This is a genomic window from Burkholderia sp. Ap-955 (assembly GCF_011753045.1).
Lineage (GTDB): Bacteria > Pseudomonadota > Gammaproteobacteria > Burkholderiales > Burkholderiaceae > Burkholderia > Burkholderia lata_D.
Genome location: NZ_VWWH01000056.1, coordinates 1 through 24,433 on the forward strand (window position 1 = coordinate 1; position 24,433 = coordinate 24,433).

A 24,433-nucleotide genomic window follows, 5' to 3' on the forward strand; every position below is an offset into this window, starting at 1 on the left:
CTCGCGACCGCGCCGCCGCATACCGCGCGGCGCCGTCCGCTTCGCCTGCCCGCCCTGCCGGTGCCCGATGCCGAACCCGCGCGCGTGACCACGCGCGGCGGCCGGCGCCGCGCATGGCGCGCATCGTGTCCGACTCGTCATCGTCACCATAACCATACGTACAACGACATGTTTACCTCGACCCGTATTGCCGCCGCGCTATCCGGCGCGATTTCCGTTCTCTTCGCGTCGGCCGCCTGCGCGCAAGGCGCCGACGCGCCCACCGATGCACCGGCCGCGTCGACGCTGCCCGCGATCCACGTCAACGCAACCCGCGAGATGGACTCGCTGACATCGACATCGACCGGCAAGCTGAAGCGCACGCTCGAGCAGACGGTCGGCTCGGTGGGCTTCGTCGATGCCGACAGCTACCGGAACACCTACGCGTTCACGCTGCGCGACGTGCTGAAGGACGTGCCCGGCGTGTTCGTCGAGAACCGCTACGGCCAGGAGCTGCGGCTGTCGATTCGCGGCTCGGGGATCGCCCGCTCGTACCATACGCGCGGCCTCGAGATTCTGCAGGACGGCATCCCGACCAACCTCGCGGACGGCAGCGGCGACTATTACCAGATCGATCCGCTCGCGCTGCAGGCGGTGCAGGTCTACAAGGGCGGCAACGGCCTCGCGTACGGGGCGTCGACACTCGGCGGCGCGATCGACTTCATCGCGCCGACCGCCCATACCGCCGACGCGCCGAACATCGTGCGCGTGGAAGGCGGCAGCTACGGCACGGTGCGCACCAGCGCGCAGATCTCGCGCGTGCTCGGCCCGCTCGACTTCCTCGCGAACTTCAGCGTCAATCACGCGGACGGCTACCGCGATCATTCGAAGGGGCAATACGAGCAGTTCAACGCGAACGTCGGCTACCGGTTCAGCCCGACGGTCGAGACGCGCTTCTACGTCGGCGTGTACGTCGTCGACCAGTTGCTGCCCGGCACGCTGTCGCTGTCCGACGCGCTGAACAATCCGACCCGGGCCGCGCCGAACGCGATATCGGGCGACCAGGCGCGCAACACCCGCACCGAGCGAATCGCGAACCGCACGACGGTGAAGCTCGATTCGGGCGAACTGCAGTTCGACACGTGGGCGATCCACAAAAGCCTCTATCACCCGATCTTCCAGGCGCTCGACCAGGACGGCTGGACCTACGGCTTCGCGCCGCGCTACACGGGCCACCTGACGCTCGGCGGGATGCGCAACGACCTGATCGTCGGTGCGCGCTTCTTCGGCGGCCGCACGCAGGCGAACCAGTACGTGAACGTCAACGGCAACAAGGGCGCGCAGACGCTCGACTCGACGCAGACGGCGTTCAACTACGAGGCGTACGTGGAGAACCGGCTGTTCTTCGTGCCGACGGTCGCGCTGATGACGGGCGTGAAGGTGCTGCACTCGGTGCGCGAGTACATCGACAACGGCGGGCTGCCGCGCGACCCGAACTACAAGTCGACGAACGCGAGCTACAGCGGCGTCAATCCGAAGCTCGGGCTGCTGTGGCAGCCGGATGCGAACACCCAGGCCTACGTCGACATCACGCGCAGCCAGGACGTGCCCGACTTCACCGACCTCACGCAGACCTTCTCGAACACGACGCGCTTCACGCCGCTCGCGGCGCAGCACGCGTGGACCCTCGAGTTCGGCACGCGCGGCTCGCGCGAGCGCGTGAGCTGGGACGTGACCGCCTATCGCTCGCTCGTGCGCGACCAGCTGCTGCAGTACACGACGAACCCGGATGTCCCGGCGTCGACGTTCAATGCGAACAAGACGGTGCTGCAAGGGATCGAGGCCGGCGCGTCGGTCGAGTTGCTGCGCAACGTCACCGGGCGCGGCGCGGGTGACAAGGTCACGCTGTCGGGCATCTGGAACCTGAACGACTTCCGCTTCAAGAACGACCCGCAGTACGGCAACAACCGGATCGCGGGCGTGCCGCTGAACGTGCTGCGCGCAACGCTGGGTTACGCGCGGCCGAGCGGCTTCCACATCGCGGCGACGCTTGACTGGGTGCCGTCGGGCGCGTGGGCCGACGATGCGAACACGTTGCGCGTGCCGAGCTACACGCTGCTCGGGCTGCAGGCCGGCTACGACTTCCGCAATGGCCTCTCGCTGTTCGTCGACGCGCGCAACCTGACCAACAAGCGCTATGTGAGCGACATCAGCACGGTCGCGGATGCGCGCACGGCGAACGCCGCGATCTTCTATCCGGGCGAAGGGCGCAGCGTGTTCGCCGGCATGCGGTACGCGTTCTGATGCCCGGCCTGACAAGAAACACCGCATTGAACAGATTCAAAGGATACCGAAACATGAAGTTCAGATTGATGCTGCCTGCCGCCGTCCTCGCGGCCTTCTCGCCCGCCGGGCAAGCACAGGAAAGCGATGCCGCGAGCACCGGCGCGACGCTCGCACCGATTCGCGTCAACGCCCAGAAGATGACACCGCTCACGCAGCCGCTCGACACCGGCAGCCGTCTCGGCCTGACTTCGCTCGAAACGCCCGCGAGCGTCGAGCAGATCGATCGCAAGACGCTCGACACGCGCGGCGACAGCGCGATCGTCGACGCGGTGAGCCGCGCCGCCGGCATCAGCGCGTCGCCGCATCCGGGCAACGGCGGCTCGGAGCTCGGCGCGCGCGGCTTCGTCGGCGCGTCGTCGGTCACGCAGCTCTATGACGGCGTGCGGCCGTACGGCGCGATCGGCATCACGTTTCCGTTCGACACGTGGTCGGTCGACCATATCGACGTGCTGCGCGGCCCGGCGTCGGTGATCTACGGCGAAGGCTCGATCGGCGGTGTCGTCAACATCGTGCCGAAGAAGCCGACGCGCGGCGCGATCCGGAACGAGCTGCAGGTCGGCGGCGGCACCGAGGGCACGGCGCGGGTTGCGTTCGGCAGCGGCGGCGCGATCAACGACAAGCTGTCGTACCGCTTCGACATCAGCGGCAACCGTTCGTCGAACTGGGTCGACCGCGGCAATTCGCGCAACCTGTCGATCTCCGGCGCGCTGCGCTACGACGTGACGTCCGACCTGTACGTGACCGCGTCGTACGCGCAGGGCTTCCAGCATCCGATGCAGTATTTCGGCGTGCCGCTCGTGAACGGCGCGCGCGATCGCGCACTCGACAAGAAGAACTACAACGTCGGCGACAGCGACATCGCGTTCCGCGACAGCTGGGCGACGGTGTCGGCGAACTGGCAGCCGAGCGACAGCCTGAACGTGACGAGCACGCTGTACCGGATGAAGAGCAACCGCCACTGGAAGGATGCGGAGTACTACACGTACCTGCCGTCGACCGCGCAAGTGCGGCGCAGCAGCTTCACGGAAATCTTCCACGACCAGGAGCAGTACGGCAACGTGACGGCGGCCACCGTCACCACCGCGCTGCTCGGGATGCGCAACACGTTCTCGATGGGCGTCGAGTTCAATCACACGACGTTCCAGCACGACAACAATTCGCCGTATTCGGGCACGTCGACGGTCGATCCGTTCAACTTCGATCCGGGCAGCTTCATCAACACGGCCGGCACCTATCCGAAGTACCGCAGCCAGGCGAATCAGTACGCGCTGTTCGCCGAGAACCGGCTGGAGATCACGCCGCGCTGGTCGGTGATCGGCGGGCTGCGCTACGACCACGCAAGCGTGAACCGCGACGATCTCGTGAACGGCGGCGCATTCACGAAGGTGTTCGCGAACACGGGCTGGCGCATCGGCACCGTGTACGACGTGCAGCCCGGCCTCGCCGTGTACGGCCAGTACTCGGTCGCGGCCGATCCGATCAGCTCGCTGCTGTCGCTGAATGCGTCGAAGGCGAACTTCACGCTCGCGACCGGCCGGCAGATCGAGATCGGCGTGAAGCAGTCGTTCCTCGGCGGCAAGGCGGAATGGACGCTGGCCGCGTACCGGATCGTCAAGAGCAATCTCCTGAGCGCCGATCCGCTGAACCCGAACCAGTCGATTCAGATCGGCCAGCAGTCGTCGCGCGGGCTCGAGGCCACGGTCGGCGCGGAGATCGCGAAGGATTGGCGGGTCGACGCGAACGTGTCGATCCTGCGCGCGAAATACGACGACTTCCAGCAGACGTCCGGCGGCACGACGGTGTCGCGCGCGGGCAACGTGCCGGTGTCGGTGCCGCAGCGGCTCGCGAACCTGTGGGTGAGCTGGCGTTTCGCGCCGGACTGGATGGGCATCGCGGGCGTCAAGTACGTCGGCAAGCGTTTCGCCGACACCGCGAACCAGCTCGTGATGCCGTCGTACACCACCGTCGACCTCGGCCTCGCGTGGAAGCCGCGCAAGGACACGACGATCACCGCACGTGCGTACAACGTATTCAACCGGCGCTTCGTGCAGTCCGCGTACTACAACGAGACGCAGTACCTGCTCGGCAACGACCGGCGGCTTGAAGTGGTGGCGAACTACCGGTTCTGATGCGGCACGGTGCAATGCGCCGCACCCGCCGCCAGTGCGCATGCACTGCGGCGGGGGCATGCATCGCGACCTCGCCGCGAATGCACGGCCACTCACGCAACCGCATGAACGCCCTGGATCGGCGAACAGCGGCCCGACGCACAACTCGCCGGGCCGCATGACCGCACGTCACGCACGCGTGCCCGCCGCGCGCCCCGCCATCCACTTCCGGTAGCGCCGCGTCTGGCACTGCGCGGCCAGTTGCTGCCTGACCAGCGCGCGCAGCGGCGACACCTGCGGGTGCGTGCGCCTGCCCTCGCTGAGCCGCGTGAGCTGGAACTTGACGACGGCCATGTTGGCCAGCGCGCCCAGCGCCTTGTTCTTCCAGCGGATCGGTTCCAGCACCGGCGCGCTGTCCTTGCCGGCCCGCCAGTCGCGCGGCAGGTTCGGCTCGATCGACAGCGCGGTCGCGATGCCGACCATCGCCACGCCGCTGTCGACCACCTGCTCGGCAACCACGCGACGCCGGATGCCGCCCGTGACCATCAGCGGCATCCGCGCGACGGCCGTGATGTCGCGCGCGAATTCGAGGAAATACGCTTCGCGGGCCAGCGTGCGCCCGTCGCGCGCCTCGCCCTGCATCGCCGGCACTTCATAGCTGCCGCCCGACAGTTCGACGAGATCGACGCCGAGCGGATTCAGCAGTTCGACCACGCGCTTCGCATCCTCCGCGCTGAAGCCGCCGCGCTGGAAATCGGCCGAGTTCAGCTTGACCGCGACCGCGAATTCCGGCGATACCGTCGCACGCACGTCCCGCACGATGTCGAGCAGCAGGCGTGCGCGATTCTCGATGCTGCCGCCCCACTGGTCCTGGCGGCGGTTCGTCAGCGGCGACAGGAACTGGCTCAGCAGATAGCCGTGCGCCGCGTGAATCTCCACGCCGGTGAAGCCGCTCTGCTCCGCGAGTTGCGCGGCACGCACGAAGCGCCGCTGCACGTCGGCGATATCGGCCGGCGTCATCTCCTTCGGCACCGGGAACTGCTTCGACAGCGCACCGAGCGCGAGCGGCACGGCCGACGGCGCGAGCGTCGTCTGGCCGAGCGCCGCCTGCATCTGGCGCCCCGGGTGATTGATCTGCATCCACACGTGCGCGCCGCCCGAGCGCGCCACCTGCGCCCAGCGGCGGAAGCGGTCGAGATGCGCATCGCTCTCGAGCACGACGCCGTTCGGCCCCGTCATCGCGCGGCCGTCCACCATCACGTTGCCGGTCAGGATCAGGCCGACCTGGCCGTCGGCCCACGCCTGGTACAGGCGCAGCAACGCGTCGGACGGTGCGTGGTTCGCATCGGCCATGTTCTCTTCCATCGCGGCCTTGGCCAGACGGTTCGGAATCACCGCCCCGTTGGGCAGTGTCAGCGGTGTAAACAGGTTCATGGAGGGCACCCTCGATTGACGATGCCCAACGATAACTTTAAAGTCAACTTCAAGGTCAAGCCCTTTTGGAGCACCGCATGAAAATCGGCGAACTGGCGAAGGCGAGCGGCCTCGCGGCGTCCCGCATCCGCTTCTACGAAGCGAGCGGGCTGCTCGAACCGGCCCGTCGGCAGGCCAACGGCTATCGGGAATACGGGTCGGAAGCGTTGATGCGGCTCGCGATCATCGACCGCGCGCAGCGCGCGGGCTTTACGCTCGACGAGATCCGCGCGGTGTGTCCGCCCGATCTCGGCGCGTGGCCGCGCGACGAGTTGCTGGTCGCGCTGCGGCACAAGGTCGAGGAAATCGTGCTGCTCGAACAGCGTCTCGCGCAGAACCGGCAACATCTGGAGGTGCTGATCGACGAGATCGAGAACAAGCCGGAGGGCGAGGATTGCGCGGAAACCGCGCAACGGATGCTCGACCGGCTGAGCGCGCAGGCCGACGAAGCGCCGGCGTCGGCACCGGCACCGCTGTCGGCCCCGCGGCCGACACGCAAGCGCGCATGACTGGTTACACTGCGTCACCTGACGAACAACCAACCTTCGCTGCGGCGAGACGGGTCGACGCGTGTGCGCCGGCTTCCGCAGCGCGACTTCAAGACCCGATTCGCATGACGATCCCCGGCATCAAAGGACTCCTCGTCGCCGCACTGCTGACGTTCGGCATCGGCATCGGCAGCGCTTGCGCCAGGACGTGCGCCGATACGCCTGCGTCGTTCGCGTGCCCCGCCGCCCCCGACCTTCCGGACGACATCGTCGCGCAGTTGCCCGCCGGCTACGAAGCGATGGATGCCGCGTCAGGACGACTGACCGACAGCCCCCATGTCGGCTATGTCGTCGTCGCGCATCGGGCCGACGACTCGACGCGCAAGGCGTCGCTGCGTCCGCTGATGATCTTCCTGCCGGGCAAGGACGGGCACTACCGGCTCGCAGCGCGCAACGACACCGTGATCATGAAAGCCGACGAAGGCGGGATGGGCGACCCGTATCTCGATGGCGTCGCCGAGAACGCGCTCACGATCGAACCGCGCACCTTCACGGTCGAACAGGGCGTATTCGCGGGCCATGACCACTGGCGCGACCGTGTCACGTTTCGCTACGACAACGCGCATCGCACGTGGGTGTTCCATCGCGAGGTGTTCCGGAACTGGCGCTTCAACGACGACCCGAACGGCGACGCGCTGAAAGCCGACCCGGTGCGCGTCACGCGCGCCGATGCGGCGAAAGCGGTCACGTTCGAAGCGTGGCGGCCGGGTTACTGGTGTGATTCGGCCGAGCGGCGAGGCACCGATCCGGCTTGCAGCAACGCGCATTGACGGCGACGCCACGCCGCCGCGCCGCGACTGGCGATGCGTGCGGACAAGCGGTATGCGCGGACACTGCCGTGCCGCACGCGCAGTATGTCTGCCGGCACGCGCCTGCCCCCTTTCGCAGCCGCGCAGATTTGCTTACGTCGCAGGTAATCGACGCGCACCGCCCGCGCCGCGATGATGGCTCCATCGACGCATGAACCGCATCACATCGAGGAGCCTGCCATGACCGCCTACGCCATCGCCCACCTGCACGACGTCGAGATGTGCGACGACATCGTCGAATACCTCGAACGCATCGACGGCACGCTCGCGCCGTACGACGGTCATTTCGTGATTCACGGCGCGCGGCCAGACGTGCGTGAAGGCGTGTGGCGCGGCGACCTGATCGCGATCGCGTTTCCCGATCCGGACACGGCGCGCGCGTGGTACGAATCGGATGCGTATCGGCAGATCCAGCCGCTGCGCGCGCGGCACGCGAGCGGCCCGCTGATCCTGATCGACGGCGTCGACGAGCGGCACAAGGCGACCGACATCCTGCGCTGAGGCGCGGCGCCGGCGACGCTTACGACGCGTTGCGCTCCATCGGCTCGCCGACGACGAACCCGCCGCCCTGGAACCGCTGCGCGGGATCGTCGTAGTCGGCAGTCGGCGCCGTCACCGGGAACAGCCCGGCGAACTGCTCGGAGCTGTCACGCGGGCGGAAGCCGAGGAAGCCGGCCTTCGTGTTGTCCCACCACTTCACCGGGTTGTCCGACGCGCCGTACACGATCGCGTGCCCGACGCGGTTCGTCAGCAGCGAGCAGCGCACCAGCTCGATGAAGTCGCGATAGCTGAGGAACGTCACGAGCATGCGCGGATTCTTCGGCACTTCGAACGATGAGCCGATCCGCAGGCACACGGTCTCGATCCCGAAGCGGTCGAAGTAGTAGCGCGACAGCGATTCGCCGAAGCACTTCGTCACGCCGTACAGGCTGTCGGGGCGCAGCGGCGAATCGGCGTCGAGCACTTCCGTGACCGGATGGAAACCGATCGCATGGTTCGAGCTCGCGAACACGACGCGCTTCACGCCGTGCTTGCGCGCGGCTTCGTACAGGTTGTACGTGCCGGTGATGTTCGCGCCGACGAGATCGTCGAACGGCGCGTCGACCGAAATGCCGCCGAGGTGGACGATCGCGTCCACGCCGTCGACCAGCTGCATCACCGCGGCCCGGTCGGCCAGGTCGACGACGCGGGTTTCTTCATGCGCGGCCGCGTCGCCGAGCGTCGCGATGTCGCTGACGCGCACGACGTCGGCCCAGTCGGCGAGCGCGCCGCGCAACTGGCGGCCGAGGTTGCCGGCCGCGCCCGTCAGCAGCAGGCGCCCGAACGGTTTGCGCGCGCCGGTGGATGAGGCGTTCATTGACTCTCCTTGAATCTGACCTGAATTCTGACTGAATCGGAAAACGTTTTCCAACTATACGCGGGCGCACCGCCGAACGTCAATGGCCGAACCCATCCGCAGCCATCCGCACTTTCCCGATATCGGCGCGTGGCCGCGCGCGCCCTTTTTCTGCCACAATCCGGCCTTACGGAACGAAAACGTTACCCTTCGAATGAAAAAAGTTTCCCCGACGATCCGCGACGTGGCGGCGGAAGCAGGCGTGTCGGTCGCGACGGTATCGAAGTACGTGAACGGCACGCAGCGCTTCTCGCCGACCGTCGAGGCACGGCTCAAGGAGGCGATCGACCGGCTCGGCTACCGTTCGAATCCGCTCGCGCGCTCGATGATCACCGGCCGCACGCGCACGATCGGCCTCGTGATCCTCGACATCAGCAACCCGCACTTCACGAACGTGGTGAAAGGCGCGAACCGCGTCGCGCTGCAGCACGACTACACGCTGCTGCTCGTCGATACTGAAGAGAGCCAGGCGCGCGAACGCTCGCTGATCGAGGCGCTCGCGCAGCGCGTCGACGGGCTGATCGTCAGCACGCGGATGCCGGATGAAGAAGCCGGCTGGATGCTCGATCTCAACAAACCGCTCGTGCTGCTGCGTCGCAGCCCCGGCCTGCCGATTCCGAGCGTCGGCATCGACAACCGGCTGTCGACCTACATGCTTGCGCGCCACCTGCTCAATCTCGGCCACACGCGCATCGCGTATCTCGGCTTCGGCACGGCGCGCGTGAACGATGAGCGGATCCAGGGCGCCCGCGACTGTCTCGCGGAAGCCGGGCTCACGCTCGACGTGCACGATGCGCATGCGCCGACCGCCGAAGCCGGCGAGCGTGCGTGTTCGCGCGTGATGCTCGGGCCGCAGCGCCCGCAAGCCGTGATCTGCTACAACGACCTGATCGCGCTCGGCTTCATGAAGGAGGCCACGTCGCTCGGTTTCCGGTTGCCGCAGGATGTGTCGGTCGCCGGCATCGACAACGTGCCGTACGGCGAATACGCGGCGCCCGCGCTGACGACCGTCGACATCCAGAGCGAGAACATGGGCGAGCTCGCGATGCAGAAGCTGATCGACGCGCTCGCGGGTCGCACCGATGCGAGCTATTCGACGTTCGAGCCGCGGCTGATCATGCGCGCGTCGACGGCCGCGGTCGGCTGAGTCCCCCGTTTTCGCGCCTGCAAAAGAAAACGCGCCGCCCAAGGGCGGCGCGTTCGTTTGCGGACACGCGATTACACGATTACGCGGCGAGTTGCGCAGGCTTCATCTTCGGCGTGAGCATGTGCATCACGCCCAACGCGATCAGGTAGGCCGACGCACCGATCGCGAACAGCACCCAGTAGTGGCCCGTGCGTTGCAGCACCTGGCCGATCACTTCCGAGAACAGCACGCCGCCGATCGAACCCGCCATCCCGCCGATGCCGACCACCGATGCCACCGCGCGGCGCGGGAACAGGTCGGACGCCGTCGTGAACAGGTTCGCCGACCAGCCCTGGTGCGCGGCGGCGGCGAGCCCGACGATCAGCACCGCGGCCCACAGGCTCTGCACCTGCGACACGAACGCGATCGGCAGCACGCAGCATGCGCAGATCAGCATCGCCGTCTTGCGCGCGCCGTTCACGCTCCAGCCCGCGCGCAGCAGCGTCGACGACAGCCAGCCGCCGCCGATGCTGCCGACCGTCGTCAGCGCATAGATGCAGACGAGCGGCAGGCCGATGTGCTGCATGTCCATCCCGCGTGATTCGTTGAGCCACTTCGGCAGCCAGAACAGGTAGAACCACCACACCGGGTCGGTCAGGAACTTGCCGATCAGGAACGCCCACGTCTCGCGCTTGCGGATCAGTTCGCCCCAGCGCGGCGCGCCGGCATTCGCGTTCGCCGCGTCGAGCGCTTCCGATTCGTCGCGCGGCTCGTCGTACTCCGCGGCGAGCGCGCGCGTATCGGCCTGACGATAGAGCACGAGCCACACCGCGAGCCACACGATGCCGATCGCGCCGACGATCACGAACGCCGCGCGCCAGCCGTAGGCCACCGCGATCGCCGGGATGATCGCCGGCGCGAACACCGCGCCGATGTTCGCGCCCGAGTTGAAGATGCCGGTGGCGAGCGCGCGTTCGCGGCGCGGAAACCATTCGGCCGTCGTCTTGATCGCGGCCGGGAAGTTGCCGCCCTCGCCGATCCCGAGCAGCGCGCGTACGAACGCGAAGCCCATCACCGAGCCGACCGCCGCGTGCAGCATTGCGGCGATGCTCCACACCAGCATCGCCAGCGCATACGAGATGCGCGTGCCGAGCCGGTCGACGATGCGCCCGAAGCCGAGCAGGCCCAGCGCATAGAACGCGGAAAACGCCATCACGATGCGGCCGTACTGCACCTGACTCCAGCCGATGTCGTGCTGGAGCATCGGCGCGAGCAGGCCGAGGATCTGCCGATCCATGTAGTTGATGACGGTCGCGAAAAACAGCAGCGCACAGACGGTCCAGCGGTAGCGGCTGGCGGCAGCGCGCACGGCGCCGACGACGGCAGATTGCATGAATGTCTCCGATTCGCGGCCGCGCCCGTCGCGCCGCACGATGTTCGTTGACCGGCGACCGGCGCCGGGACGGACAGCGGCGCGCCTGTCGCGCACGACCGATTCCGTCGATCAATCTGGAAAACGTTTTTCAAAGGATAGGTCGTGCGCCGGCGCCCTGTCAGTCGGGGATTTCGATGAGTCATCTCAAAATTGTCACGGCAAAAGAGACGACTGTTTCACTACATGGCATTAACCGTTTTTCCGGGATTTTCCTGGCCGGCGCACCCGAGGACGGCCGCCGAGACACATGTCCGATTCCAGCCAGAATCGGCGGGCGGGATGGTTTACAGTCGTCTCATGCGCCTCGATCCCGACACCTGCTACGACGCCCTGCTTTCGCGGAACCGCCGCTTCGACGGCTGGTTCTTCGTCGGCGTCGCGACGACGGGCGTGTATTGCCGCCCCGTCTGCCCGGTGAAGCCGCCGAAGGCGCAGAACTGCAGCTACTACCCGAGCGCCGCGGCCGCCGAGAAAGCCGGCTTTCGACCCTGCATGCGCTGCCGCCCCGAGCTCGCGCCCGGCCACGGGCTGCTCGACCTGTCCGGCACGCTCGCCGACGCGGCCGCCACGCTGATCGAGGACGGTTTCCTGAACGCCCATTCCGTCGATGCGCTCGCGCAGCGGGTCGGCGTGACCGAACGCCACTTGCGCCGGATCTTCGGCGCGCAGTTCGGCGTGTCGCCGGTCGAGTTCGCGCAAACGCACCGGCTGCTGATGGCCAAGCGGCTGCTGACCGATACCGCGCTGCCGGTGGCCGTCGTCGCGTCCACGGCCGGGTTCGGCAGCGTGCGGCGCTTCAACGACCTGTTCCTGCAGCGTTACGGCCTCAATCCACTCCGGCTGCGCAAAGGAGCCCGCGCGTCGGCCGATGGCGACATGACGTTTCCGCTGCCGTATCGCCCGCCGTTCGCTTGGGACGACCTGATGCGCTTTCTCGCGCAGCGGCAGATCGACGGTGTCGAGCGGATCGATGCGCAGGGTTATGTGCGTGTCGTCGAACTGCCGAACCGGAACGGGAGCACCAACGTCGATAACGGGCGCGTGGCCGGCTGGTTGTCCGTCGCGCACGTGCCGCAGCGCTTCGCGCTGGCCGTCACCGTATCGCCCGCGTTGACGCCGGTCGTACCGGCCGTGCTCGCGCGTGTGCGGCGGCTGTTCGATCTCGACAGCCGCCCCGACGTGATCGACGCGCATCTCGGCGAACTCGCCAGCGGCTCACCGGGCCTGCGTGTCCCCGGTGCGTTCGACGGCATCGAGATCGCGATCCGTGCGATCGCGGGCGAACGGCTTGCGGCGACGCATACGGGCACGCCGGTGCTGGCACGCATCGCCGAACGTTTCGGCACATCGATCGAAGGCGCGCCGCGCGGCCTCACACACGCGCTGCCCTCCGCCGCGACGCTGGCGGCCCTGCCGCCTTCCGCCCTCGAAACGATTGGCATCGCGCGCGAACCCGCACAGGCGATCGTGTCGCTCGCCCGCGCAGTCGACGACGGCACGCTCTCACTCGAACCGATGGCGCCGCTCGACACGACGCTTGATGCATTGCGCGCGCTACCCGGCTTCGACGAACACGCGGTGCAGTACGTCGCGATGCGCGCGATGGCCTGGCCGAATGCGTTCCCGGCCGACGATGCTTGGCTGCCCGCGCGCACCGAACGCGCCCGTGTGCCATCATCCGCGCCGCATGCGGCGCGCTGGGCGCCGTGGCGCGCGTATGCCGCACTGCACGTGTGGCGCCTTCATGGAGATGTGTTGCGATGACACCCGCTCACCTGATTCCGAGCCCGCTAGGCGACATCGCCGTGCGCATCGAGGACGATGCGCTGACGGGCCTCTACTTCGTCGGCCAGAAATACTTCCCGCCGGTTGCGATCGTGACCGAAGCAGACGCGCTCGCGATGTCGCCGCTGGCGCGCAAGGTCGCGGAAGAAGTTGCCGAGTACTTCACCGGCATGCGCGAAACGTTCTCGGTGCCGATACACCTGCGAGGCACCGCGTTTCAACGACGGGTATGGAAGGAACTGCTCGCGATTCCGTTCGGCGAACTCGTGACGTACGGCGACATCACCGAGCGCGTCGGGTTGCCGATGAGTGGCGCGCGCGCCGTGGGCGGTGCGGTCGGCCGGAACCCGGTGTCGATCATGGTGCCGTGCCATCGCGTGGTCGGCGCGTCGGGCAGCCTGACCGGCTATGCGGGCGGCATCGATCGCAAGCGCGCGCTGCTGTCGCTCGAAGGTGCGGGGTTCGAGCGCGGCGCCCACCATCCGGTGCAGCAGGCGCTCGCGTTCTGAGTGGAGGCGTGCGACCGCGTCATGCGTTCAGCACGGGCCGGCGCGCTTCACGCTTCGCATACGCGCCGGGCGTCACCTGGAATTTCGCCTGGAACAGCGCGATGAACGACGACGTCGAGTCGTAGCCCAGTTGCGCGGCCACCGCGCCGATCGGCTCGCCCGCATCGAGCAGCGGCAGCGACGCCAGCAGCCGCACCGCCTGCCGCCATTCGGTAAACGACAGCCCCGTGTCCTGCCGGAACAGCCGCGACAGCGTGCGTCGCGTCGCGCCGACCTGATGCCCCCATTCGTCGAGATTGCGCGTATCGCCCGGATCCGCATGCAGCGCACGCGCGATTTTCAGCAGACGCGGATCCCGCGGCAGCGGCACCGTCAGCGGCGCCTGCCGCATGCGAGCGATCCGGTCGGCGATCAGGCAGACGAGCGCACCGTCCGGCCCCGTCTCGTCGTAGTTCACCGGCAATTCGGCCGTGGCGAGCACCAGCTCGCGCAGCAGCGGCGTCATGCAGAGGATCGCGCAATCGTCGTGCACGTCGTCGCGCGCGATCGCCGCATCGAGATACAGGCTGTGGAACGCGACGCAATCGCGCGTCGACACCGCATGCGGCACGTGCGGCGGAATCCACATCGCATAGTGCGGCGGCAGCAGGTGCCGGCCCGACGGCGTCGATACTTCGAGCACGCCGCTCGTCGCATACATCAGCTGCGCCCACGGATGACTGTGCGCGTCGATGCTCACGTTGCCGGGAATCCCGAACGCACGCACATACAACGGCCTCGGCAGGCGCGCCATCGGCGGCACCGCGTAAGGGTCACCCGATTGTCCCGCCAGCAACATAAGACGTCCTCCGAAGGTCATTGCACGAACGAGCGCGATGCTACCGTGGCGGCTCTTCCTTCACACGGCTTCCGTTCATGAGCGCTCATACCCGCACCACCCGCAAGACCGTCACCGCGATCCGTTCGACCAAGGGCATCGGCAGCCTCGTGTCGCTGACCGCGTATTCCGCGCCGATGGCGAAGCTGGTCGACGAGGTGGCCGACGTGATCATCGTCGGCGACTCCGTCGGCATGGTGCTGTACGGAATGCCCGATACGCTGCGCGTCACGCTCGACATGATGATTGCACACGGTGCGGCCGTCGTGCGCGGCGCTGCGCAGGCATGTGTCGTCGTCGACCTGCCGTTCTCGACGTACCAGGAATCGCCCGCGCAAGCGTATCGCTCCGCCGCGCGCCTGCTCGCCGAAACCGGCGCGCAGGGCGTGAAGCTCGAAGGCGGCAGCGAGATGGCCGATACGATCCGCTTCCTGACCGAGCGCGGCATTCCGGTGATGGCGCACGTCGGCCTCATGCCGCAGCAGGCCAACGCGACGGGCGGCTTCCGCGCGCAGGGGATGGACCCGCGCTCGGCCGCGCAGGTGTTCGACGCCGCGTGTTCGGCGGAACAGGCCGGCGCGTTCAGCGTCGTCATCGAAGGGACGGCCGAAGCGCTTGCGCGCCATCTCACCGAAACGCTGACGATCCCGACGATCGGCATCGGCGCATCGCCCGCGTGCGACGGACAGGTGCTCGTGACGGAGGACATGATCGGCGCATTCGATGCGTACACGCCGCGTTTCGTGAAGCGCTATGCCGATGCGAATGCGGTGATGCGCGATGCGATCCGCCAGTACGCGCACGACGTGCGGCAGCATGTGTTTCCGGAGCCCGCGCATTGCTTCGGGTATGGCAAGCCGCTGCAATTGATGGGCGCGGCTGACGCTGCTGTGTGATGACGTCGCGGAGGCATTCGCGAACGCATGGCGAATGATGGTGCGATCACCTCATGCGCGCTTGCGCATCGCATGCGCGACTCGCGCGTTCGCTTCGAACTTCGCACGATGCGTCGAGAAGAACGTCCGCACGTTGCGGACGTTCGATGCGCCGGTGAACAGCCGTCGCGCGAATTCGTCGTATTCGGCGACGTCGGCCAGATCGGCCACCACCACGAAATCCGGCCCCGGCGACACGCGATAGCACTGCGTGACGGCCGGCTCCGCGCATACGTACGCTTCGAACGCGTCGTAGTCTTCGGCCGTCTGCCGGTCGAGGCTGATTTCGATCAGCGCGGTGACGGCCGTGCCGATCGCCACCGGGTCGAGCACCGCGACTTGCCGGCGAATCACGCCGGCCTCCGTCAGACGGCGCACGCGGCGCATGCAGGTGGGCGGCGACGACAGCGCTCGCTCGGCCAGTTGCAGGTTCGACACCGACGCGTCGTCCTGCAGGATCGCGAGGATGCGCAGGTCGAGATCGTCGAGGGTGATGCCGGCCATTCGCGGCTCCTTCTGGTCAGGACGTGAAATTTAATTTCAACATGATAGACGATCTACCATTTGTTTCATTTGTTCTTGTATTTTGAAATTTAATTCCATTTGGCTCGCCATACCATCGCTCTCACTGATCCAGACAGGACATTTACGGAGCGCGATATGTGTGGAATTGTCGGGGCGGTCGCCCAGCGGGACATCCTGCCGAACCTGGTCGACGGCCTGAAGCGGCTCGAATACCGCGGCTACGATTCGTGCGGCGTCGTGGTCTACCGCGACCGGGCGCTGGCGCGCGCCCGCAGCGTCGATCGTGTGGCCAATCTGCAGCGCGAGATCGCCGAGCATGCGCTGTCGGGCTACACCGGCATCGCGCATACGCGCTGGGCCACGCACGGCGCGCCTGTCACGCTCAACGCCCATCCGCACTTCTCGCCGAGCGACGCCAATGCGCGCATCGCGCTGTCGCACAACGGGATCATCGAGAACTGCGACCAACTGCGCGCGGAACTGCAGGCGCATGGCTATGTGTTCGCGAGCCAGACCGACAGCGAGGCGATCGCGCACTTGGTCGATCACCTGTACGACGGCGATCTGTTCGATGCGGTCCGGCGTGCGGTTGCGCGACTGCGCGGCAGTTATGCAATCGCGGTGATGTGTCGCGACGAGCCGCACCGGATCGTCGGTGCGCGTGATGGCATGCCGCTCGTCGTGGGTGTCGGCGAAGGCGAGAATTTTCTGGCGTCGGATGCGATTGCGCTGTCGGGGATTACCGATCGCATCGCTTACCTCGAGAACGGTGACGTTGCCGATATCCAACTGCATCGCTACTGGATCGTCGATGCGGCCGGCCAGCGTGTCGAGCGCGCGGTGCAGCGGGTCGCCGCGCATAACGGAGCGGCCGACCTCGGGTCGTATCGCTACTACATGCAGAAGGAGATCTTCGAGCAGCCGCAGGCGGTGGCCGATACGTTGCTCGATGTGTCTTCGATCATGCCGGAGTTGTTTGGTGATGGTGCCTGGCGCGTGTTCAATGATGTCGATTCAGTATTGCTGCTCGCGTGTGGTGGTAGCTATCACGCGGCGCTCACGGCGAAGTACTGGATCGAGAGCATCGCGAAGCTGCCGGCCAGCGTGGAAATTGCCAGCGAGTTTCGGTATCGCGATAGCGTGCCGAATCCGCGCACGCTCGTTGTCGCGGTGTCGCAAAGTGGCGAGACGGCCGATGTGCTGGGTGCGGTGCATGTCGCGAAGCGCAGCGGGATGATGCATACGCTCGCGATCTGCAACGTCGCGACGAGTGCTTTGATGCGGGAATGTGCGCTGCAGTTCGTCACGCGTGCGGGCGTCGAAATCGGGGTGGCGTCGACGAAGGCTTTTACGACGCAGCTCGTTGCGTTGTTTCTGCTGACGTTGTCGCTTGCGCAGGTGCGCGGGCGGTTGAGCGACGGCGAAGAGAAGGAGCATCTGCGTGCGCTGCGGCATCTGCCGGATGCAATGTCGAAAGTGCTCGCGCTCGAGCCGCAGATCATGGCTTGGTCGGAACTGCTCGCACGACGCGACAACATGCTGTTTCTCGGGCGCGGGATGCATTATCCGATCGCGCTCGAAGGCGCGCTGAAGATGAAGGAGATTTCGTATATTCACGCGGAGGCTTATCCGGCGGGGGAGCTGAAGCATGGGCCGCTGGCGTTGGTGAGTAACGAGATGCCGGTGATTGCGGTTGCGCCGAATGACATGCTGCTTGAAAAGCTCCGGTCGAACATGCATGAGGTCAGTGCGCGGAATGGACGGCTTTTTGTGTTCGCGGATGTGGACTGCGGACTCGTGCCGAGCGAAGGAATCGAGGTGATTCGGCTCAACGAATACTACGGGCCGCTTTCGCCGATTCTGCATACGGTGCCGATGCAACTGCTCGCGTATCACGCTGCGCTGGCGCGGGGGACGGATATCGATAAGCCGAGGAATCTGGCGAAGTCGGTGACGGTTGAGTGAGAGTCTCCGAATCAGCGATTCGGGTGCTGAGTTGCATTAATTCCGGTTACGGACACCCGATTCAGGTTTGGTTACGACGGTCTTTTGTGCTGCCAAGCCTTTCCTAACAAGGCGTAACTGAAACTGTTGTCAAAGTGGCGCCGGAGCTTTTTTCGGCGCCACTTTATTGCGATTGTCTTGCAGATTTCACAAATTCCACAGGAGCGACGCCCCACTAAGCGGACGTTCGCGGCCTCGTTGCCTGAGCTACCCCTCCGGCCTTTCAACCCCCAATGCCCGTCACCTAGCCGTCAAAGGGCGCCGCCGCTAACGCAGCCCGCACCTTCGGTGCACAGTCATGCTCCGAGCGTGGTGATTGTCTCAAGACGCTCCTTGGCGTTTCAGTCGTGCTCAACTGCGCTCGATGCATTGCATTACTTGCGACGGCCACTTAGGTTTGCTCTCGGGTGCAGTTGTGCCGCGGCCGTCAAAGTGGAAGTCCGTGCCACCGCCGAGGATACCGCAATCGCGCCCCCTTTCGCTCCGGCTCCATGACCGAAGGCACCTTGCGCTTCACCGTTGAATTGTTTGTTCGTCGTCTGTAGCGTCTCGGGGACCTTGACCTTAGAAGGCATGCTAGGGCACATTTCCATTCGATTGCACATCAACTGGCGAGACGAACGTTCTATCAGCGTATGCCGTTATTTTCTCGATGACCTCAGATATCAAGAACACAGCCATACCCGCTGCAGGGTACGTATACCAGACCATGCAGGGCGTGAATTTGTTGTGTGACTGGTTGGACTCTCCCACGCGCTACACGCGCATTCGTTTCGAGTGCGATGAGGATGCTGTAGCACCCCAAGGCCTTGACGACTTGGTCGCTGAACGTCCCGACGGTCGATTTGACCTGTGGCAGGTAAAGTTCACGCCGTCCCCAGATAAGCATGCGTTGGATTGGGAATGGCTACTCGATAAGCCGGGCAAGGCAGGTGGGAGGTCTCGGTCGAACCTTCGCAAGTGGTTCGATGCGTTTGAAGCCATCGAGCGGTCTCGGGTCGGCGAAATCCGTCTACTTACAAACAGGGTTCCGGACCTTCCGATGGAAGCATGCCTAGCCGGCAACTTCATCGACTACAAGTGCGCGCCAAGCGAGGTTCGAAACAAGATTGAGCAGGAACTCAACGGAGCCGATAACGCAGAGCGGCTCTTCAAGGTGTTGGAGGTTCGGCATAGCGATAAGGGCTTTAGTAGCATCGAGGCCCACGTCACGCAAAGACTTAGACGTTATGCCACTGTCGAGGGCACGGAGACGCTCAAGAACAGGGCCGTCCATTGGTCCATTGAGAAGAACCAGCCAGCACCAGATGGTTGGATTACCTTCGACCTGTTGAAGGCCACGTTGAAGGTCGTTGCACCCGAACCGCTCCCCGAAAACTTCGCCATCCCGCCTGGGTATCGGGTGCCTGACAACGCATTCTACCTTTCGTTCATCGCCGCCATTGAGTCAACGCCAAAACAACCGATTGTATTGACGGGTCCACCTGGTCGCGGCAAGAGCACATTCCTGAGCAAGGTATGCGAGCTCTTGCAAAAGAAGGGTATCCCCTTCGCTCGACACCACTACTATCTGTCCCAGACCGACCGCTCGCTCGACCGCCACACCAGTTTTATTGTTGAGGAATCCTTGTTAGCTCAGGTCGATAACTTCCACAGCGAGGTTGTCGTTCACGACAGGACGCTGCGTGCTGCTCTGGCGACCTGTGCCGTTCACTACAAGTCGAAGGGGAAGCCCTTTGTCGTCGTCCTAGACGGCCTGGACCATGTCTGGCGGAACCAGGGACATGACAAGCGTCCTCTCGACGAAGTATTCAACCAAGTTCTGCCGGCCGTTGAGAATCTGGTGATTGTCGTCGGAACTCAACCAGTCGAAGACGTCCAGCTACCGAACCGGCTGCTGACGGAAGCGCCTCGCAGTACGTGGAGAGAACTTCCACCAATGTCAGGCGACGCTGTGCTCCAGTACCTACGGAAGGAGCTTAGCCAGGGACGTCTGCAGATGGACATCAAGGGGGGGCGGGCCGAAGAGGAACTGCAAGCTGCAGCGGCCGAGATGCGTGCACGGACTAACGGCCATCCTCTGCATGTAATTTATGCGACAGAGGAACTCGTCCGCTCCGGCCGCTTGCTGTCCAAGTGGAGTGTCGAACAGCTAGCCGGCGACCTTAGTCATGATGTAAAGAGCTACTACGGTTCCCTCTGGCAACTGCTCACCGCAAGTCAGAAGGATATTCTGAGACTGATTTGCGAGTTCTCGTTCTTCTGGCCCAAGTCGGCGTTTGTCGACATTCCCAGACTTGCCGGCCTTCCCGTTCCCGCAGTGACCGCTGTTGAGCACTTGTTGCACCATTCAGCGGCTGGCCTCAAGGCGTTTCATGAGAGCCTTGTCGTTTTCGTCAAACAGACCGATGAATACAACCGGCGCGTCGCCGCGCTGACGCCTCACGTGGAGACTTGGCTCAGCCAAGCAGCCCCCAACGCTCTGCGCGTCAACTGGTTATGGGCGGTGAAGGCCAAGCAAGGGCGTCCGGAAGAGCTAATCGCTGGTCTCCAGCGCGACTGGGTAATGGAACGGCTTCAGGAGGGTTACCCCACCGAGCTTTTTGAAGGCCTGCTTGGTGAGGCCGAAGAGCACGCCATCCAGCGCGCACAGTACGCGGCAGCGTATCGTCTTCGTCATCTCAAGACGAGGTTGCTGAACAGTTTGTCATACCAGCTCTCAGGTGCGGACGCCGCTCGTCTGAAGGCCTGCACATGGACGCTTGCTCCCGACGTCAGCGTGATTGAAGAGGCAGTCGCGTCGCGACACGAAATGCCAATCGTAGACATGGCTGCCCTTAGTCTGGCACTCGACGCAAGAGGTGACTCGCCGACTGCCGCCAAGTGCGCGGAAGAAGCCTTTCGGCGGTACCGTGGCGAAAGCCGCTTTGTCAGCGGGAACAGGAGCTACGAAGCGCGTGACCAGATGCTTTATCTGGCGAAATCATTTTCCACTCTTGGTGTAATTGGAACTAGCCTGGGTTGGGCGGTTGAAATTGTGGGCGAGCGCAGCCCATCAATTGCGCGCAAGTTTCTGGAAGCGCAAGTCGAGCAAACGAACTTGCGAATACTCGTGAACATCGCAGTCGCGGTCCCGGAGGGCAAGGCCAAGCTGATGGTGTGTGATGCCGCTGTGCGCGCAGCGGCGATGGCAGAGGCAGACCTCACGGCCTGGAACGAGTTCCCGCACCTGAACTGCGGTGTGCTCATCAGTTGCCTGGCGGCACTGGCGGGGAAGGATATGGCTTTCTGGATGAGGCCTCTTGAAGTTGACTGGCTCGGTCGTGACTACGAGGGGCGGCGCGACTCCCTCGCCAGACTTGCATATGACTGGTTCTTTGGTGCGGCGCGCCTCGCGCTCACCGCGAAGGACGATGACTTCTGCCTACTCAATGCTCCGCAATTCAAGGAGCGGAAGAACGTCTCGGACTATCTGAATCGGTTAGGGGAGCTGGCGCGTGACGTCGCCCGACGATGGGCAGCTCGAGAGGCAGTTTCCTTCTCATACGTCTATGAGGCGTTCGATAGCATCGCAGTCCCGGATTTTCGCAACTACGAGCGCGGCCAAGGAGCCTCCGATTTTCGACGTGCTCTGCATACCATTGCGACCGACTTACACCTCCTCGGCTCAAGACTCGGCGCGAGCCCGCAGGTCGGTGCGAGTGAAATGCAGCGCGCCATGAACCTGTCCTGGTTCGATGGAGCCCAGTTCCGGACGCAGTACGTGTCCGGCGGCGTCAAGGCACTTTCCGATGAGGCGGCCGACTTCTTCATTCGGAGCCAGTTGACGGCACTGGATGAGAGCGTCGATGAGGAAACCGGCGTACGCATGATGGCCGTCCTCGAGCTGTGCGAGATGGCGCTGCGACACAACCTCAATTCGCTCGCTGCAGACCTGTGCCGCAGGACATGGGAGCTGGCGCTGGGCTATGGGCAACGGAAGGACCCGGCACTCTCGGATGTCATGGATGCGCTGGAGTACCTTCAGCCTATCGCTCCTGATGAAACTCGCCGGCTTCTGGCCGATATTGCCCCCCAGGTGCACAACGTTTTGGCCTACACGGACGGCAAAGGCACCCGACACGTCCTTGCACAGGCGGATGAACTTCTTGCGAAGTTGAATCGAAGCGCCCTCACGGAGAAGTACAGAGAGCATACGGAAGTCGGCGACTGGTATCACGCGGAAAACAGCCTCAAGGCTTACGTCATAACGGGCGACTCAAGTTCCCCGGTGCTGAAGGCAGTGGTTAGAACTGGGCTTCATGCAGACGCCATAGATTCACTGAAAAAGGCGGCTGCAAATGGGGATTCGGGCGCAGCACAGATGCTTGCTGAGGTCCACACGCATATCGGCGCCGATGTCGGTCAAATCGCCGGGCCTCGGTCGGGCAACTCGGCAGAAGACTGGAAGAAGCCTTTCGCGGGTGACGTGAAAACCTATGCGGTGGACGACCTGCTGCGACTGCAATCAGACCTGAGGGAGCATTACGGTGTCCGCCGGGACGTCCTGCGCGAATGGTACGCCCATTGGGAGACGCAGGGGAATGGCTCGCAGCTCATCGCAGTGCTCGAGCCGAAGTTGCTGTCAGAAAATTGCCGTGACGATGACCTGGCCGGACTGCTCGACTTAGCATTTGCGACAAAGCTGAGGCTTGAGGGCGCCGCTGCCGCGTTTCCATACATCGTGCAGGCACAGCTTTTCAATGGCGGCTGGCTGGGCTCAATGTCCGAGCGCCGAGAAGTGACCGAAGCACGGTTGAGACTCGTGGTTGACAAGTACCATCGACGGTGCGATGAGTTCTTCTTGAAGTCAGCGTTCAGCTGGTACTCCGTGCCTCGTCTGACACGTGTCATCCCGAGCGACATGATGGTCTTCTTTCTGGGTCTTCAACGTCGGACAGCTGAGGCAGTTCAGTTTACTGAGGCCATGGTGCGGAGCGTTCAGGAGGATACGAGGACCTTGCGCCTTGAGCGACCGGACTGGGCGAAAACACTTGCCGGGGCGAAGGGAGGCGCAGCTTGAGCCTGGACCTCGAAATTCTAATTGCTCGTCTTCGCTGGCCAATCGCGTCGACACGATGGTGGGCGATGCAGGAGCTTGCAGCGTTGCTCCTCTCCCCGGAGACCCAGGAGGAGGTAGAAAAGCAACTAATGATGGAGTTGGCCCGCTGTCGCCTGGAAGCTGAGACGGTCGAAGTAATCTGCGTCTTCTGGATGGCAGCGAGGCAGGGCTACACGCCACCGTCGAACTTCGCGTCGATAGTGTCCCACCCGTCGTTGCTAGCGGCGCTCCTGCTGAGCGACATGGGGCGTATGTTAAGTACGGCGCCGAACCCACCACTAGAGATGGTTCCCGAACACTTCAAAGCGCCGGCAAGATTTCGGGAGCTTCAAGGTTTCGACGTACCCCCGATTTACTTCACGCGTCTGGCGCAACTGGAGCGAGAATCGGGACTTCCGTTCGTACGGCAGTGTGCCTTTGAGTGGTCTAGGACGGAGGGGGTATACCCAAACGCGCCTCTCCAAGGTGACCTGGCTTTCTTCGTACGTCCAGTTGGCGATGGCATGGCAGGAGCCTTCGCGGCCAGAGCGATGCTGCGCATGCTGACCGCCTATCAGCGCACACTCGACGTGGCAAGAGCCTACGGGAGCATGCCTGACGAAGCAGCCGTACATTTTGCGGTCGACGCACTCCCCGTTGACCCTACCTTGGCGTTTCTGCGTCCAGTGCGCCCGTCGTGGTTGCCTGCCTTAGGCAAGCAGGTCACCGCTGACTCTACATCGGTAGAAACCTTCATTCGGAGTGCGCTCACCTCGCTAGCCGCGGCTGAGCCCAAGGCAGTGCTGTTATCTTTGGTGTCGCCGACTTATGCGGATGACAAGGAAATCGTCGAACTATCTGTAGTTAGATGGCGTCGCTGGGGAGCCACTGCCGTCGATGCCCGCGATCTGGCCGCCCGCTTCTTTGACAGACAAAAGCATTGGGGTTACGGCACTTGCCAGTCTCCTGGTTGGGGAATGACTACTTTCGTGCCGGTGGCAGACCTTGAAAGCGTACTGGACCATGACGCAAACGCCGCGCCGATGGCTGCTGTGTATGGATTCGACCGAATCGGGTATCTTCAGCGGGACCTGTACCCCACTCGTCTCTACTACCCCGTTGCAACGGGTCTTGACAGTCGACTGACTGTCGAACCACGAGGCGGTGAACTACAAATTTCGTCTGCAAACGGACCAATTGCGACGGCCAGCTATTGGAACGCCGCGTGGTCCCCAGTTCATCCTGCCGCTATGTGCGGATTCTGCGGCACTGCACTGGTCGGAACGGCTGATAGTCTGCAAGCCCAGTCGGAGCCCCCTCCTGATGGCCACTTTTACCTATGGCAGGTCAGTCGACTGCAGCGCTCAAACGGTCATGAACCGTTTGTGGCAGGCGAGCCTGAATGCGGTGTGCTCTTCATTTGAGCACCACGGGTTCTGCTCTATCGCTTATAGCAGGAGCGCGCAGTTCGAAGAGTCTTCGCGTATCGCATCAACAA

At 64.5% G+C, this 24,433-nt stretch carries 17 protein-coding genes; 12 read left to right on the forward strand and 5 right to left on the reverse strand.

All coding sequences use genetic code 11. The features are described from left to right. Positions 1-168: 168 nt before the first annotated feature. Both F3J15_RS24855 and F3J15_RS24860 read left to right on the forward strand, forming a co-directional pair. Positions 169-2,283, forward strand: a complete 2,115-nt coding sequence (locus F3J15_RS24855; protein WP_166894619.1) for a TonB-dependent receptor — start codon at positions 169-171, stop codon at positions 2,281-2,283. Between the two features lie 53 nt (positions 2,284-2,336). Then, positions 2,337-4,454, forward strand: a complete 2,118-nt coding sequence (locus F3J15_RS24860) for a TonB-dependent receptor (protein WP_166894621.1) — start codon at positions 2,337-2,339, stop codon at positions 4,452-4,454. 168 nt (positions 4,455-4,622) lie between these two features. Here F3J15_RS24860 and F3J15_RS24865 read toward each other — a convergent pair whose 3' ends face one another. Beyond that, positions 4,623-5,867 (reverse strand): NADH:flavin oxidoreductase/NADH oxidase family protein, encoded by a 1,245-nt coding sequence (locus tag F3J15_RS24865; RefSeq protein WP_166894623.1) that lies wholly within the window; start codon positions 5,865-5,867, stop codon positions 4,623-4,625. 77 nt (positions 5,868-5,944) lie between these two features. On the opposite strand from F3J15_RS24865, the gene F3J15_RS24870 reads away from it, so the two are divergent. From F3J15_RS24870 to F3J15_RS24880, 3 genes are all read left to right on the forward strand, one after another. Further along, on the forward strand, positions 5,945-6,415 hold the full coding sequence (locus F3J15_RS24870; protein ID WP_166894625.1) for a MerR family transcriptional regulator: 471 nt from the start codon (positions 5,945-5,947) through the stop codon (positions 6,413-6,415). Positions 6,416-6,519: 104 nt separating this feature from the next. Next, positions 6,520-7,224 carry a hypothetical protein gene (locus tag F3J15_RS24875; RefSeq protein WP_166894627.1) on the forward strand — a complete coding sequence of 235 codons (705 nt, stop codon included), beginning with the start codon at positions 6,520-6,522 and terminating at the stop codon, positions 7,222-7,224. Between the two features lie 219 nt (positions 7,225-7,443). Beyond that, positions 7,444-7,764 carry a DUF1330 domain-containing protein gene (locus tag F3J15_RS24880; protein ID WP_166894629.1) on the forward strand — a complete coding sequence of 107 codons (321 nt, stop codon included), beginning with the start codon at positions 7,444-7,446 and terminating at the stop codon, positions 7,762-7,764. A gap of 19 nt (positions 7,765-7,783) precedes the next feature. Here the strand turns inward: F3J15_RS24880 and F3J15_RS24885 are convergent, their stop codons facing one another. Next, a complete protein-coding gene (locus F3J15_RS24885) occupies positions 7,784-8,620 on the reverse strand; it encodes an NAD(P)-dependent oxidoreductase (RefSeq protein WP_069250721.1) in 837 nt (278 codons plus the stop codon). An 82-nt stretch (positions 8,621-8,702) separates the two neighbouring features. On the opposite strand from F3J15_RS24885, the gene F3J15_RS24890 reads away from it, so the two are divergent. Beyond that, complete coding sequence (locus F3J15_RS24890) at positions 8,703-9,806, forward strand: LacI family DNA-binding transcriptional regulator (RefSeq protein ID WP_166894631.1); 1,104 nt, start codon at positions 8,703-8,705, stop codon at positions 9,804-9,806. Between the two features lie 79 nt (positions 9,807-9,885). Here F3J15_RS24890 and F3J15_RS24895 read toward each other — a convergent pair whose 3' ends face one another. Then, entirely contained in the window at positions 9,886-11,178 is a 1,293-nt protein-coding gene (locus F3J15_RS24895; RefSeq protein ID WP_166894633.1) for an MFS transporter, read from the reverse strand. Positions 11,179-11,499: 321 nt separating this feature from the next. Between F3J15_RS24895 and F3J15_RS24900 the strand changes: the two genes are divergently transcribed. Both F3J15_RS24900 and F3J15_RS24905 read left to right on the forward strand, forming a co-directional pair. Next, on the forward strand, positions 11,500-12,984 hold the full coding sequence (locus F3J15_RS24900; RefSeq protein WP_166894635.1) for a DNA-3-methyladenine glycosylase 2 family protein: 1,485 nt from the start codon (positions 11,500-11,502) through the stop codon (positions 12,982-12,984). Next, positions 12,981-13,514, forward strand: coding sequence for a methylated-DNA--[protein]-cysteine S-methyltransferase (locus F3J15_RS24905; RefSeq protein ID WP_089432112.1), 534 nt, complete (start codon positions 12,981-12,983; stop codon positions 13,512-13,514). The genes F3J15_RS24900 and F3J15_RS24905 overlap by 4 nt, the downstream gene beginning before the upstream one ends. Positions 13,515-13,533: 19 nt before the next feature. Here the strand turns inward: F3J15_RS24905 and F3J15_RS24910 are convergent, their stop codons facing one another. Beyond that, positions 13,534-14,352 (reverse strand): helix-turn-helix transcriptional regulator, encoded by an 819-nt coding sequence (locus tag F3J15_RS24910; protein ID WP_166894636.1) that lies wholly within the window; start codon positions 14,350-14,352, stop codon positions 13,534-13,536. Between the two features lie 77 nt (positions 14,353-14,429). On the opposite strand from F3J15_RS24910, the gene panB reads away from it, so the two are divergent. Then, positions 14,430-15,287, forward strand: a complete 858-nt coding sequence (gene panB / locus F3J15_RS24915; protein WP_166894638.1) for a 3-methyl-2-oxobutanoate hydroxymethyltransferase — start codon at positions 14,430-14,432, stop codon at positions 15,285-15,287. Positions 15,288-15,338: 51 nt separating this feature from the next. Here the strand turns inward: panB and F3J15_RS24920 are convergent, their stop codons facing one another. Next, complete coding sequence (locus tag F3J15_RS24920) at positions 15,339-15,830, reverse strand: Lrp/AsnC family transcriptional regulator (protein ID WP_034181959.1); 492 nt, start codon at positions 15,828-15,830, stop codon at positions 15,339-15,341. Positions 15,831-15,986: 156 nt separating this feature from the next. On the opposite strand from F3J15_RS24920, the gene glmS reads away from it, so the two are divergent. The 3 genes from glmS to F3J15_RS24935 all read left to right on the forward strand — a co-directional run bounded on the left by glmS (position 15,987) and on the right by F3J15_RS24935 (position 24,359). Then, positions 15,987-17,816, forward strand: coding sequence for a glutamine--fructose-6-phosphate transaminase (isomerizing) (glmS, locus tag F3J15_RS24925; protein ID WP_166894640.1), 1,830 nt, complete (start codon positions 15,987-15,989; stop codon positions 17,814-17,816). 691 nt (positions 17,817-18,507) lie between these two features. Then, on the forward strand, positions 18,508-22,917 hold the full coding sequence (locus F3J15_RS24930) for an ATP-binding protein (protein ID WP_166894642.1): 4,410 nt from the start codon (positions 18,508-18,510) through the stop codon (positions 22,915-22,917). Continuing rightward, entirely contained in the window at positions 22,914-24,359 is a 1,446-nt protein-coding gene (locus tag F3J15_RS24935) for a multidrug DMT transporter permease (protein ID WP_166894644.1), read from the forward strand. The genes F3J15_RS24930 and F3J15_RS24935 overlap by 4 nt, the downstream gene beginning before the upstream one ends. Positions 24,360-24,433 lie beyond the last annotated feature (74 nt).